Below are 13,052 nucleotides of genomic sequence, written 5' to 3' on the forward strand. Positions count from 1 at the left end.
TGCGGGCCCCGTCGGCACGCCTATCGGAACCGCCATGAGCCAGCAGACCGCATCCGAACCGCTCTGGGCCCCGCAGGCTCTAGAGGCCGCGACCGGCGGCCGGCTCGTCGGCCCGGTCCGGCCCGTGGCCGGCGCCTCGATCGACACCCGCACGCTCCAGCCCGGCGACCTGTTCTTCGCCATCCGCGGCGAGGCCCGCGACGGGCACGATTTCGTCCCGGACGCCCTCGGACGCGGCGCGGCGCTCGCCGTGGTGGCCGAGAGCCGGGCCGGCGACCTCGCGGCCTTCGGGCCGGTCCTCGCGGTGCCGGGGGCGTGCGCCGACCCGGTGCTCGACGCCATGCGGGCGATCGGGCGGGCGGCGCGCGCCCGCACGGGCGCCGCGATCACCGCCGTCACCGGCTCGGTGGGCAAGACCGGCACCAAGGAGGCGCTCCGCCACGTGCTCGGGGCGCAGGGGGCGACGCACGCCTCCGTCGCCTCCTACAACAACCATTGGGGCGTGCCGTTGACGCTCGCCCGCATGCCCGCGCAGGCGCGCTACGGCGTGTTCGAGATCGGCATGAACCACCCGCACGAGATCCTGCCGCTCACCGCCCAGGTCCGGCCGGACGTGGCCCTGGTCGTCACCGTGGAGCCCGTGCATATCGAGCACTTCGCCTCCGTCTCCGCGATCGCCGACGCGAAGGGCGAGATCTTCTCCGGGCTGAAGCCCGGCGGGATCGCGGTGATCAACCGGGACAACCCGCATTTCCCTCGCCTCCTCGCCCATGCCCAGGCCTCCCGGGCCGGGCGCGTGGTGAGCTTCGGCGAGCATCCGGAGGCGGATGTCCGGGCCAACCGGATCGTGCTGCGCCCCGATCTCTCGGTGGTCGACGCCACGGTGATGGGCCAGCCGGTGACCTACCAGCTCGGCACGGCCGGCCGGCACGCGGCCCTGAACTCGCTCGGCATCATGGCGGTGGTGCACAGCCTCGGCGCCGACCTCGCGCGCGCCGCCCTGTCGCTCGCCGCGCTCCGCCCGCCGGCCGGGCGCGGCGAGCGCACGGCGCTCCATCTCGACGGCGGCGAGGCCTTCCTGGTCGACGAGAGCTACAACGCCAACCCGGCCTCGATCCGGGCGGCGCTCGCCACCCTGAGCAACATCGACGCCGGGCCGCGCGGTCGCCGCATCGCGGTGCTCGGCGACATGCTGGAGCTCGGCGAGGCGGGCCCGGGACTGCACCGCGATCTCGCCGCCGCGGTCGAGGCGGCCGGGATCGACCTCGTCTTCACCGCCGGCACCCTGATGGGCCACCTGTTCGAGGCCCTGCCGGTCTCGCGCCGCGGCATCGCCGCCGCCGCCTCCGCGGATCTGGTCGAGCCGCTCGCCCGGATCCTGCGGCCGGGCGACGCGGTGATGGTCAAGGGATCGAACAGCATCCGCATGGGCCGGATTGTCGAGGCCCTCAAAGCCCGCTACGCCGCGACGCAGCGCGCGCCCGTTGCGGCGGCAGCGCCCTGATTCGGCGCGCGCGCCATCTCCGGCCGGGACGCCCGGCCATCTCTCACCGAACGAGCGGGCTCGGCTGAACGGATGCTGTATCTCCTGTCGGACCTGAGCGGCACGCTCTCGGCCCTCAACGTCTTCCGCTACATCACCTTCCGGACCGGAGGGGCCCTGTTCACCGCGGGTCTGTTCGTGTTCTGGTTCGGGCCCTGGATCATCTCCCTGCTGCGCCTGCGGCAGGGCAAGGGCCAGCCGATCCGCGAGGACGGGCCGCAGACCCATCTGCTGACCAAGCGCGGCACGCCGACGATGGGCGGCCTGATGATCCTGGCGGGCGCCGTCGTGGCGATCCTGCTCTGGGCCAACCCGCGCAACCACTACGTGTGGATCACCCTCACGGTGACCCTCGGCTTCGGGGCGATCGGCTTCTACGACGACTACCTCAAGGTGACGAAGCAGTCGCACAAGGGCTTCTCGGGCAAGTTCCGCCTCGCCCTCGAGGGGCTGATCGCGGTGGCCGCCTGCACCATGATCGCGCTCTACTCGCCGGTCGCGCTGCAGAACCAGCTCGCCTTCCCGGTCTTCAAGGACGCGCTGCTCAACCTCGGCTGGTTCTACGTCCTGTTCGGCGGCTTCGTGATCGTGGGCGCCGGCAATTCGGTGAACATGACGGACGGGCTCGACGGCCTCGCCATCGTCCCGGTGATGATCGCCTGCGGCACCTTCGGGGTGATCGCCTACCTCGTCGGCAATTCCTTCACGGCGAGCTACCTGCAGGTCAATTACGTGCGCGACACGGGCGAGCTCGCCGTCGTCTGCGGCGCGGTGATCGGGGCCGGGCTCGGCTTCCTCTGGTTCAACGCGCCGCCCGCGCAGATCTTCATGGGCGACACCGGCTCGCTCGCTCTCGGCGGCCTCCTCGGGGTGATCGCGGTCTCGACCAAGCACGAGATCGTGCTCGCCATCGTCGGCGGCCTGTTCGTGCTGGAGATGATGTCGGTGATCATCCAGGTCGCCTCGTTCAAGCTCACGGGCAAGCGCGTCTTCCGGATGGCGCCGATCCATCACCATTTCGAGCAGAAGGGCTGGAAGGAGCCGCAGGTCGTGATCCGGTTCTGGATCATCGCGGTGATCCTGGCGCTCGCGGGGCTCGCCACGCTGAAGCTGCGCTGAGGCCGGGCCTCGCACGGCAATGTCGCGGTCCGCCAAGCCCCGCCTCTTTGCCGGCGCGGGCGCCGCGTGTATCGCTCGCAACCCTCGCGAGCGTCGATGCGCGCCGCAACCCCGATAACGATGCGCGGCCCGGGCCCGACCGGGCCGGGCCGAACGGAATGCGTATGACCCCGATCACCACCTTCGCGGAGCGCACGCTCGCCCTGTTCGGCCTCGGCGGATCCGGCATCGCCACGGCGGCGGCCCTCCAGGCGGGCGGGGCCCGGGTGCTCGCCTGGGACGACAACCCCGAGAGCGTGGCGCGCGCCGAGGCGCAGGGGATCGAGACGCAGGACCTGCGCACGATCGACTGGTCGGGCCTCGCCGCCTTCGTCCTCGCCCCCGGCGTGCCGCTGACCCATCCCGAGCCGCACTGGACGGTCGGCCTCGCCAGCCGCGCCGGCGTCGCGATCATCGGCGACATCGAGCTGTTCTGCCGCGAGCGCGCGGCGATCGCCCCGGGCGCGCCCTTCATCGCCATCACCGGGACCAACGGCAAGTCGACCACGACGGCGCTCATCGCCCACATCCTGCGCGAGGCCGGCGCGGACGTGCAGATGGGCGGCAACATCGGCACCGCCATCCTGTCGCTGGAGCCGCCGGCCCCTGGCCGGATCCACGTGATCGAGATGTCGTCCTTCCAGATCGATCTCACCCCCTCGCTCGACCCGAGCGTCGGCCTCCTGCTCAACATCACCCCGGACCATCTCGACCGGCACGGCACCCTGGAGCAGTACGCCGCCATCAAGGAGCGGCTGATCGGCGGGAGCCGCCGGGCGCTGGTGAGCCTCGATGATCCGCCGAGCGCCGCGATCTACGCCCGCCACGCCGAGCCCCGCGGCGACGCGACGGCGCTGCCGGTCTCGGTCCGGCGCCCGCTGGAGACCGGAATCTGCCTCGATGGCACCCGCGTCGTGCTGCATCCCCGCTCCGGGCCCGCGCAGGTGCTGTGCGACCTCTCCGGGGTCGAGACCCTGCGGGGCACGCACAACGCGCAGAACGCCTGCTTCGCGGCCGCCGCGATCCAGGCCCTCGGCCTCGGCGACCCGGACCCGGAGGCGCAACGGCGAATGATCCAGGCGGGGATCGCGAGCTTTCCGGGCCTCGCGCACCGGATGGAGCTGCTCGGGCGGCGCGGCCGGGTGCTCTTCGTCAACGATTCGAAGGCGACGAACGCCGATTCCACCGAGAAGGCGCTCACCGCCTTCCGGGACATCCACTGGATCCTCGGCGGCAAGGCCAAGGAGGGCGGCATCTTCCCGCTGGTGCCGTATTTCGAGCGGGTCGCCCACGCCTACCTGATCGGCGCGGCTTCCGACGCCTTCGCGGTTACCCTCGAGGGCGCCGTGCCCTATACCCGCTGCGAGACGCTCGACGTGGCGACCCGTGCCGCCGCCGAGGGGGCCGCCGCCTCCAGCGCCCCGGAGCCCGTGGTGCTGCTCTCGCCGGCCTGCGCCTCCTACGACCAGTTCCGCTCGTTCGAGCAGCGCGGGGACCGCTTCCGGGAGCTGGTGCGCGCGCTGCCCTGAGGCGTTTCTATCGCGCCAGGACCTGTGCCGCCTCGCGCGTCGTCGAGACCGCCTGGGAGACGTCGCCGACCGCGCGCGAGATCGCCGCGATGTTCCCGGTGATCGCCCTGACCGCGCCCGAGGCGCTCTGCATGCTCTCGGCGAGGTCGCGCGTCACAGCGCTCTGCTCCTCGATCGCGGCGGCCGTCGCCACCACCGTCTCGCGCATCACCGAGACCGAGCTGCCGATCGAGCCGAGGGCGCCGACCACCTCGTGCGAGACCAGCTGCACGCTGTTGATCTCGCTGTTGATCTGGTCGGTGGCGCGCGCGGCCTGATCGGCCAGCGCCTTGACCTCGGAGGCGACCACCGCGAAGCCGCGGCCGGCTTCGCCCGCGCGCGCCGCCTCGATCGTGGCGTTGAGAGCCAGAAGGTTGATCTGCCCGGCGATGCTCTGGATCAGGCCGACGATGCTCGTCATCGCCGCCGCGGTGTCGGCCAGGCGCTTGGTATGGCCGTCGGCGGCCTGGACGCAGGCATAGGCGGTGTCGGTGGCCCCTTGCGAGCGCACGATGCTCTGCGACATCTCCGCGACCGAGGCGGCGAGCTCCTCCGCCGCCGCCGCGACGGTCTGGACGTTGCCGGAGGTGGAATCGGCCGCGGACGAGGCGAGCAGGGCGGCCTGCGTCGAGTGGGCCACCGCCTGCTCGATCTCGCCGAAATTCTTGTCGATCAGCGTGCGCAGGCTGCCCAGGAGGCGGACCTGCTCGGTGATGTCGGTGGCGAACTTCACCACCTTGTAGGGCCGGCCGGAGGCGTCGAGGATCGGATTGTAGGAGGCCTGGATCCAGACCTCGCGGCCGTTCTTGCCCACGCGCCGGAACTGCGCCGACTGGTAGGTGCCGCTGCGCAGGGCCGACCAGAACGCCCGGTAGGCCTCGCTCTCGCGGTGCGCGGGCTCGACGAAGGCGCCGTGGTGTTGGCCCAGCACCTCCTCGCGGGAATAGCCCATCGCGGCCAGGAAATTGTCGTTGACCGCGATGACCCGCCCGTCGAGGTCGAACTCGATCACCGCCTGGGCTTTGTGGATCGCCGCGATCTGGCCGGCCCGGTCGGCCTCCTCGGCGCGCTGCCGGCTGATGTCGGTGGCGAACTTCACGATCTTGTAGGGGCGGCCCCGGCCGTCGAGCACCGGATTGTAGGAGGCCTCGATCCAGATCTCGCGCCCGCCGCGGCCGATCCGCCGGAACTGCGCCGCCTCGAAGCTGCCGGAGCGCAGGCGCTCCCAGAATGCGCGGTACTCCGCGGATTCTCGCATCGCCGGATCCACGAACAGGCTGTGGTGCTGCCCCGTCACCTCCGGCAGGGTGTAGCCGACGAGGTCGAGGAAGTTGGCGTTCGCGGTCAGGATGCGGCCGTCGAGGTCGAACTCGATGACGCCCTGGACCCGGTCGAGGGCGGCGAGCTTCGCGTGCGCTTCGCGCGTCTTGCGGGCTTCGAACATGGCGGGCGTGTTCCGCTGGGCGGCGCGGACGGCGCGAAGGGGACCGGTCTGGCTGGTCCCTGCTGCCCGAACCTCGATAAAAGTACGCCTGTAGGTTGTGCCCTGAGGATTAACAGACGGTAATCCGCGCCCGACAAATCCGTCCGCGGCCGCATAAGGATGCGTTTACCATTCGGGGACAGGATCGCGGGCGGTCCGCCACAGGTCGGCGCGCCGTGGAGTGGTCGCTCGCATGATGTCCCGCGCGGAACGCACGCCCTTCACGGATTGGTGGTGGACCGTCGATCGCGGCCTGCTCGCCGCGCTCGGCGCCCTGATGGTGGCGGGCCTGGTCTTCCTGATGGGCGGCGGACCGCCGGTGGCCGAGCGCATCGGCCTGCCGACCTTCTACTTCCTCAACCGGCAGGCGATGTACCTCGCCCCGACCATCCTGCTGATCTGCGCGGTCTCGTTCCTGTCGCTGCGCGGGATCCGGCGCCTCGCCCTCGTCACCTGGGGGACGGGCGTCGTCCTGTGCATCCTGGCCGGCAAGTTCGGCCCCGAGATCAAGGGCGCGCACCGCTGGATCCAGTTCGGCTCCTTCGGCCTGCAGCCCTCGGAATTCGTGAAGCCGGCCTTCGTCGTGGTGGCGGCCTGGGCCTTCTCGGAGGGCGCGCAGCGGCGCGACATGCCGGGCGGCTTCCTGGCGATCCTGCTCCTGCCGGTCACCATCGTGCCCCTCGTGCTGCAGCCGGATTTCGGCCAGACCATGCTGATCAGCATCGTCTGGTGCACGCTGTTCTTCGTCGCCGGGCTGCACTGGCTCTGGGTGGCGGGGCTCGGCGTCGGCGGCCTGCTCGGCGTGTTCGCCGCCTACACCTTCCTGCACCACGTCCGCGAGCGCATCACGCGCTTCCTCGACAAGGATTCGGGCGACAGCTTCCAGGTCTTCTGGTCGCAGGAATCCTTCCGCTCCGGCGGCTGGTTCGGCACCGGCCCGGGGGAGGGGGTGGCCAAGCGCCACCTCCCGGATGCACATACCGACTTCATCTTCTCCGTCACCGGCGAGGAATTCGGCGTGCTGGTGTGTCTCTGCCTCGTGGCGCTCTTCGCCTTCATCGTCCTGCGCGGCCTCAGGCTCGCGCGCCGGACCGACGACACCTTCTCGCGGCTCGCGATCACCGGGCTCACCAGCCTGTTCGGCCTGCAGGCCTGCATCAACATGGCGGTGAACACCCAGCTGATGCCCGCCAAGGGCATGACGCTGCCCTTCGTCTCCTACGGCGGCTCGTCGCTGATCTCCCTGGCGCTCGGCATGGGCTTCCTCGTGGCGCTCACCCGCAAGCGCCCGCGCTCGACCCTGATCAGCCAGAAGCCGCCCGGCACCGCGCCGGCCCTCGTCGCGGGGGTGATGCGGTGACGGTCTTCACCCCGACGATCCTGCTCTGCGCGGGCGGCACCGGCGGCCACCTGTTTCCCGCCGAGAGCCTCGCCCACGCGCTGCGGGCGCGCGGCATCGCCGTGGCTCTGGCGACCGATGCCCGCGTCGACGCGCTGAAGGGGGAGTTCCCGGCCTCGGAGATCGTCACCATCCCCGCGGCGACGCCGTCCGGGCGCTCGATGCTCCACCGCGCCACGGCGGTGCTCACCCTCGGGCGCGGCTTCAAGGTCGCGGTGCAGGAGGTGCGCCGGATCAACCCGGCCGCCATCGTCGGCTTCGGCGGCTACCCGACCGTGCCCCCGGTCCTCGCCGGCCAGATCCTGCGGGTGCCCACGATCCTGCACGAGCAGAACGCCGTGATGGGCCGCGCCAACGCCTTCCTGGCGCGCGGCGCCCGCACCATCGCCACGGGCTTCAAGGACGTGCGCGGCGTGCCCGAGAAGGCGCGCGCGCCCCGCATCCACACGGGCAATCCCCTGCGGCCCGCCGTCATCGAGGCCGCGAAGCTGCCCTTCTCGCCGCTCGAGCCCGACGGCGTGCTGCGCCTGCTCGTCTTCGGCGGAAGCCAGGGCGCCCGGGTGATGGGCGAGGTGGTGCCGAAGGCGCTCGCTGGGTTGCCCGCCGATCTCCGCGCGCGCGTGCATCTCGTCCAGCAGGTCCGGCCCGAGGACCTGACCGCGGTCCAGAACCACTACCTCGCGATGGGGCTCGCGGGGCTGGAGGCGGCGCCGTTCTTCAAGGACCTGCCGGCCCGCATGGCCGCGAGCCACCTCGTCATCGCCCGGTCGGGCGCCTCGACGGTCTCGGAACTCGCCGCCATCGGGCGTCCCTCCATCCTGGTCCCGCTGCCCGGCGCCCTCGACCAGGACCAGGCCGCCAACGCCGCGACGCTCGCGGCGATCGGCGCCGCCCTCGCCCTGCCGCAGACCGCCTTCACGCCGGATCGGCTGACGGCGGACCTCGTCGACACCTTCGAGAATCCCGAAAAATTGACCCGCGCGGCCGAGGCGGCCAAAAGCGCGGGCATTCACGACGCGGCCTCGCGCCTCGCCACCGTGGTCGCCGAGACGGCCGCCCGCACCTGATCGTCCCGGGATCCCGGCTCCGGCCGCACGCCCGAAGTCCAGAATGGTCCCGCCATGAAGCTGCCCGAGAAGCTCGGCCCCATCCATTTCATCGGCATCGGCGGCATCGGCATGTCCGGCATCGCCGAGGTGATGCACAATCTCGGCTACACGGTGCAGGGCTCGGACGCGTCCGACAACGCCAATGTCCGCCGCCTCGCCGAGAAGGGCATGCGCACCTTCGTCGGGCACGACGCCCGGAACGTCGAGGAGGCCGGCCTCGTCGTGGTGTCGACCGCGATCCGCCGCGACAACCCCGAGTTGGAGGCCGCGCGCGAGCGGCGCCTGCCGGTGGTGCGCCGCGCCGAGATGCTGGCCGAGCTGATGCGCTTCAAGTCCTGCGTTGCGATCGCGGGCACCCACGGCAAGACCACCACCACCTCGCTCGTCGCCACGCTGCTCGATGCCGGGAACCTCGACCCGACCGTGATCAATGGCGGCATCATCAACGCCTACGGCACCAACGCCCGCATGGGCGAGGGCGAGTGGATGGTGGTGGAGGCCGACGAATCCGACGGCACCTTCCTGAAGCTGCCCGCGGACGTCGCCATCGTCACCAACATCGACCCCGAGCACCTCGACCATTTCGGCTCGTTCGACGCGGTCAAGGACGCCTTCCGGCGCTTCATCGACAACATCCCGTTCTACGGCTTCGCGGTGATGTGCATCGACCATCCGGTGGTGCAGGACCTCGTCGGCCATATCGAGGACCGGCGCATCATCACGTACGGCGAGAACCCGCAGGCCGACGTGCGCCTCATCGACGTGGACCTGCGCGGTGGCCAGAGCCGCTTCCGGGTGATGATCCGCGACCGCCGCCCCGGCTACCGGATGGAGATGGAGGATCTCGTCCTGCCGATGCCGGGCAAGCACAACGCGCTGAACGCCACCGCGGCGCTCGCCGTGGCGCACGAGCTCGGCGTGAAGCCCGAGGCGATCCGCAACGCGCTCGCGGGCTTCGGCGGCGTCAAGCGCCGCTTCACCCGCACGGGCGAGTGGAACGGCGCCCAGATCTTCGACGATTACGGGCACCATCCGGTGGAGATCAAGGCGGTGCTCAAGGCCGCCCGCGCCTCCACCGATCACGGCGTCATCGCGATCGTGCAGCCGCACCGCTACTCGCGCCTGCAATCGCTGTTCGACGACTTCTGCACCTGCTTCAACGACGCCGACACGGTCATCGTCGCCCCCGTCTACGCGGCCGGCGAGGCGCCGATCGAGGGCATCGACCGCGACAACCTCGTCGCCGGCCTGCGCTCCCGCGGCCATCGCGACGCGCAGGCCCTGGAGCGCCCCGAGGACCTGCCCGGCCTCGTCGCGGGCTTGGCCAAGCCCGGCGATTACGTCGTCTGCCTCGGCGCCGGCAACATCACCCAATGGGCCTACGCGCTGCCGGGCGACCTCGCCGCGCTGAAGCGGTGATGAGGCCATGCGGGCAGGAAAGCCGGAACGCACGCGCTTCCGCCGGACCCTGCGCGCGGAGCAGACCGACTGTGAGCGCCGGCTCTGGAATCATCTGCGTGACCGCAGGCTCGGCGGCTTCAAGTTCGTGCGCCAGGAATCGATCGGCCGCTACGTCGCGGATTTCTGCTGCCGCGAGGCACGCCTCGTGATCGAACTCGACGGAAGCCAGCACGCGGACAGCGCGCACGATCGCCGGCGCGACGCATCTCTGGCCATCCAGGGATATCAAGTGCTCAGGTTCTGGAACTCGGACGTGACCGAACGCCTCGACGCCGTTCTCGGAACCGTTCTCGCCGCGCTCCCGTCCTCTCCCCGCTTGCGGGGAGAGGGCCGCGACGACCGCGTCGTCGGCGCGGCAAGCCCGCAGGGCGGCGGTGAGGGGGCGTTTCCGGGGGAGTCTCATCCGGAAACGCCCCCTCACCCTCGGCTGCCGCCTCGCTTTGCCGACGACGAGGTCGGCAAAGCCCTCTCCCCGCAGGCGGGGAGAGGGGAGAACCCCGCATGACCCACGCCCTCCACGATTCCATTCGCGCCGCCGCGCCCCAGCTCCGCGGGCGCCTGCTCGCGAACCAGCCGCTCGCCGACCTGACCTGGTTCCGCGTCGGCGGGCCGGCCGAGGTGCTGTTCACGCCCGCCGACGAGGAGGATCTCGCGCTCCTCCTCTCCGCGCTCGATCCGGCGGTGCCCGTCACGGTGATCGGCCTCGGCTCGAACCTGATCGTGCGGGACGGCGGCGTGCCGGGCGTGGTGATCCGCCTCGGCGGCAAGGCTTTCGGGGGCATCGCGGTCGACGGCAACACCCTGCGGGCCGGCACCGCGGTGCCCGACATGCGCCTCGCCAAGGCCGCGGCCGAGTCGGGGCTCGACGGGCTCGCCTTCTTCCGCGGCATCCCGGGCTCGATCGGCGGGGCGCTGCGGATGAACGCGGGCGCGCATGGCGGAGAGACCACCGACGTGCTGGTCGAGGCCCGCGGCATCGACCGGCGCGGCGACGTCCGGACCTTCACCCATGCCGAGATGGGCTTCTCCTATCGCCACAGCGCGGCGCCGGAGGACGTGATCTTCACGAGCGCCCTGTTCCGTGGCCGGCCCGGCGAGCGCGCGGCGATCGAGGCCGAGATGGAGCGCGTGACGGCGGCCCGCGAGGCGGCCCAGCCGATCCGCGAGCGCACGGGCGGCTCGACCTTCAAGAACCCCGAGGGCGGCAAGGCCTGGCAGCTCGTCGACGCCGCCGGCTGCCGCGGCCTGACCCGCGGCGGGGCCCAGGTCTCGCCGATGCACTGCAACTTCCTGATCAACCGCGACGGCGCCACCGCCGCGGACATCGAGGGCCTCGGCGAGGAGGTCCGCCGCCGCGTGCGCGAGACCTCCGGGATCGAGCTGCACTGGGAGATCCGGCGGATCGGCCGGCCGTCGCCGGCCGATCCCGCATGAGCACACGAACCGACGATCCGCGGGAGTCCCCGATGTCCAAGCACGTCGCCGTCCTCATGGGCGGCACCTCCAGCGAGCGGGTCGTCTCGCTCAGCTCCGGCGCCGCCTGCGCCGCCGCGCTCGAGGGCGTCGGCTACCGCGTCACCCGGGTCGATGTCGGCGCCGACGTGGCGCAGGTCCTGGCCGAGCTCCGCCCGGACGTCGCCTTCAACGCCCTGCACGGGCCGGCGGGCGAGGACGGCACGATCCAGGGGCTCCTGGAGATCCTGAGGATCCCCTACACCCATTCCGGCGTGCTGGCCTCGGCGCTCGCCATGCACAAGGAGCGTGCCAAAGTGGTCATGCGGGCGGCCGGCGTCGCCGTGCCGGAGGGCCGCGTCGTTAACCGTCACGTGGCGGCGAAGTCACACCCTTTGCCGCCTCCCTACGTGGTGAAGCCGGTGGCCGAAGGCTCCTCCGTCGGCGTCATCATCGTGCGCGACGGGCGCTCGCACCCGCCCCAGATCCTGGCCTCCGACGAGTGGGTCTACGGCGAGGAAGTCCTTGCGGAGACTTACGTTGCGGGCCGCGAGCTCACCTGCGCGGTGATGGGTGACGAGGCCCTCGGGGTCATCGAGATCAAGCCCGCATCGGGGGAGTGGTACGACTTCGAGGCGAAGTACGCCGAAGGGGGGTCGATCCATGTCCTCCCGGCGGAGCTTAAACCAAATGTTTACCAGCGTGTCCAAGAGTTGGCGTTAACGGCGCATCAAGCACTGGGCTGCCGGGGCGTCAGCCGTGCTGACCTTCGCTACGACGACACACCGGGCGGAACCGGTGCCCTCGTCGTACTCGAGGTCAACACGCAACCCGGGATGACCCAGACGAGCCTTGTGCCGGAGATGGCGGCCCATGCGGGCTACGGATTCGGTGAGCTCGTCCGATGGATGGTGGAGGACGCTTCTCTGGGCCGCTGAGCCCCGCCGCACCCGGCATCGCCGGGCGGCTGGCCCACGCCTTCACGGAGCGGCTGCCCCGCCTTCTGGGGCGCTCGCCCTTCCGGCACCTGCGCCCGCGGGTTCCCCTCGACCGCCGCCTGCCGCGCGGGGGCGGGTCCCTCGGCCTCGCTGGGGCCTTCGCGGCCCTGTCCGTCGCCGGCTTCGTGGCGAGCGGGCGCTACGACGGCTTCGTCGCCGAGAACGGCCGCCCCATCGACATCGCGGCGCGGATCGCGGGCTTCGGCGTCGAGCGGGTGACGATCTCGGGCATCTCCCGGATGTACGAGCGCGAGGTGCTGGCCGCCGCCGGCATCGACTGGCGCTCCTCCGTGCCCTTCCTCGACGTGGCGGAGGTGCGCGAGCGCCTGCTGCGCGTGCCGCTGATCGCCTCGGTCTCGGTGCGCAAGATCTATCCCAACGAGATCGTCATCAACCAGGTCGAGCGCGAGCCCGCCGCCCTCTGGCAGAAGAACGGCGAGGTCAGCGTCATCGCGGCCGACGGCACCGTGATCGACACCATGCGGGACGACCGCTACGCCAGCCTGCCGCTGGTGGTGGGCGACGGCGCCAACGCCAAGCTCGGCGAGTATCTCCAGCTCATCGCCGGCGCCGGCCCGCTCGCCGAGCGGATTAAGGCCGGCACCTACGTCTCGGGCCGGCGCTGGACGCTGAAGCTCGACGGCGTCGACATCCGCCTGCCCGAGGCCGATGCCGCCGCGGCCCTCGCCCGCCTCGTGGCGCTGGAGCGCGACAACCGCCTTCTCGAGAAGGACATCATCGCGGTCGACCTGCGCATGCCCGACCGCGTGGTGGTGCGCCTGACCGAGGAAGCCGCCGCGGCGCGCGCGGACGCGCAGAAGAAGACCAAGAAGGGGGCGGCCACATGAGCCGTCCGCAGACGTCCAGCCGCCCGCCACGTC

General features: G+C 71.5%; 11 protein-coding genes. 10 read left to right on the forward strand and 1 reads right to left on the reverse strand.

All coding sequences use genetic code 11. From position 1 onward, the window contains the following. The first annotated feature begins 34 nt into the window (after nt 1-34). The 3 genes from ACS5RC_RS03360 (at nt 35) to murD (ending at nt 4,230) form a co-directional block, all read left to right on the forward strand. Nucleotides 35-1,504, forward strand: a complete 1,470-nt coding sequence (locus ACS5RC_RS03360; protein ID WP_478342387.1) for a UDP-N-acetylmuramoylalanyl-D-glutamyl-2,6-diaminopimelate--D-alanyl-D-alanine ligase — start codon at nt 35-37, stop codon at nt 1,502-1,504. Nucleotides 1,505-1,576: 72 nt separating this feature from the next. Continuing rightward, on the forward strand, nt 1,577-2,662 hold the full coding sequence (gene mraY / locus ACS5RC_RS03365; protein WP_478342388.1) for a phospho-N-acetylmuramoyl-pentapeptide-transferase: 1,086 nt from the start codon (nt 1,577-1,579) through the stop codon (nt 2,660-2,662). Nucleotides 2,663-2,826: 164 nt separating this feature from the next. Continuing rightward, on the forward strand, nt 2,827-4,230 hold the full coding sequence (gene murD / locus ACS5RC_RS03370) for a UDP-N-acetylmuramoyl-L-alanine--D-glutamate ligase (protein ID WP_478342389.1): 1,404 nt from the start codon (nt 2,827-2,829) through the stop codon (nt 4,228-4,230). 7 nt (nt 4,231-4,237) lie between these two features. Here the strand turns inward: murD and ACS5RC_RS03375 are convergent, their stop codons facing one another. Next, on the reverse strand, nt 4,238-5,713 hold the full coding sequence (locus tag ACS5RC_RS03375) for a methyl-accepting chemotaxis protein (RefSeq protein ID WP_478342390.1): 1,476 nt from the start codon (nt 5,711-5,713) through the stop codon (nt 4,238-4,240). 232 nt (nt 5,714-5,945) lie between these two features. Between ACS5RC_RS03375 and ACS5RC_RS03380 the strand changes: the two genes are divergently transcribed. From ACS5RC_RS03380 to ACS5RC_RS03410, 7 genes are read left to right on the forward strand one after another with little or no spacing between them, the layout of a single operon-like run. After that, the gene (locus tag ACS5RC_RS03380; RefSeq protein WP_478342391.1) at nt 5,946-7,112 is read left to right on the forward strand and encodes an FtsW/RodA/SpoVE family cell cycle protein; all 1,167 of its coding nucleotides are present in this window, start codon (nt 5,946-5,948) and stop codon (nt 7,110-7,112) included. Continuing rightward, the gene (gene murG / locus ACS5RC_RS03385) at nt 7,109-8,218 is read left to right on the forward strand and encodes an undecaprenyldiphospho-muramoylpentapeptide beta-N-acetylglucosaminyltransferase (protein ID WP_478342392.1); all 1,110 of its coding nucleotides are present in this window, start codon (nt 7,109-7,111) and stop codon (nt 8,216-8,218) included. Before ACS5RC_RS03380 ends, murG begins: the two co-directional genes overlap by 4 nt. Before the next feature lie 54 nt (nt 8,219-8,272). Then, on the forward strand, nt 8,273-9,679 hold the full coding sequence (gene murC / locus ACS5RC_RS03390) for a UDP-N-acetylmuramate--L-alanine ligase (protein WP_478342393.1): 1,407 nt from the start codon (nt 8,273-8,275) through the stop codon (nt 9,677-9,679). Nucleotides 9,680-9,686: 7 nt separating this feature from the next. Next, the gene (locus tag ACS5RC_RS03395) at nt 9,687-10,226 is read left to right on the forward strand and encodes an endonuclease domain-containing protein (RefSeq protein ID WP_478342394.1); all 540 of its coding nucleotides are present in this window, start codon (nt 9,687-9,689) and stop codon (nt 10,224-10,226) included. Next, a complete protein-coding gene (gene murB, locus ACS5RC_RS03400; protein ID WP_478342395.1) occupies nt 10,223-11,155 on the forward strand; it encodes a UDP-N-acetylmuramate dehydrogenase in 933 nt (310 codons plus the stop codon). The genes ACS5RC_RS03395 and murB overlap by 4 nt, the downstream gene beginning before the upstream one ends. Nucleotides 11,156-11,187: 32 nt before the next feature. Further along, nucleotides 11,188-12,111, forward strand: a complete 924-nt coding sequence (locus ACS5RC_RS03405) for a D-alanine--D-alanine ligase (protein WP_478342396.1) — start codon at nt 11,188-11,190, stop codon at nt 12,109-12,111. Next, nucleotides 12,078-13,019 (forward strand): cell division protein FtsQ/DivIB, encoded by a 942-nt coding sequence (locus ACS5RC_RS03410; protein ID WP_478342397.1) that lies wholly within the window; start codon nt 12,078-12,080, stop codon nt 13,017-13,019. Before ACS5RC_RS03405 ends, ACS5RC_RS03410 begins: the two co-directional genes overlap by 34 nt. Nucleotides 13,020-13,052 lie beyond the last annotated feature (33 nt).

This window comes from Methylobacterium sp. HJ2 (assembly GCF_056431005.1).

Bases quoted from the DNA above. Each gene is read 5' to 3' on its own strand.
- ACS5RC_RS03410 (WP_478342397.1), top strand. From the start codon at position 12,078: ATGGATGGTGGAGGACGCTTCTCTGGGCCGCTGAGCCCCGCCGCACCC.
- ACS5RC_RS03380 (WP_478342391.1), top strand. From the start codon at position 5,946: ATGATGTCCCGCGCGGAACGCACGCCCTTCACGGATTGGTGGTGGACC.
- ACS5RC_RS03405 (WP_478342396.1), top strand. From the start codon at position 11,188: ATGTCCAAGCACGTCGCCGTCCTCATGGGCGGCACCTCCAGCGAGCGG.
- mraY (WP_478342388.1), top strand. From the start codon at position 1,577: ATGCTGTATCTCCTGTCGGACCTGAGCGGCACGCTCTCGGCCCTCAAC.
- ACS5RC_RS03395 (WP_478342394.1), top strand. From the start codon at position 9,687: ATGCGGGCAGGAAAGCCGGAACGCACGCGCTTCCGCCGGACCCTGCGC.
- murB (WP_478342395.1), top strand. From the start codon at position 10,223: ATGACCCACGCCCTCCACGATTCCATTCGCGCCGCCGCGCCCCAGCTC.
- ACS5RC_RS03375 (WP_478342390.1), bottom strand. From the start codon at position 5,713: ATGTTCGAAGCCCGCAAGACGCGCGAAGCGCACGCGAAGCTCGCCGCC.
- murC (WP_478342393.1), top strand. From the start codon at position 8,273: ATGAAGCTGCCCGAGAAGCTCGGCCCCATCCATTTCATCGGCATCGGC.
- murD (WP_478342389.1), top strand. From the start codon at position 2,827: ATGACCCCGATCACCACCTTCGCGGAGCGCACGCTCGCCCTGTTCGGC.
- ACS5RC_RS03360 (WP_478342387.1), top strand. From the start codon at position 35: ATGAGCCAGCAGACCGCATCCGAACCGCTCTGGGCCCCGCAGGCTCTA.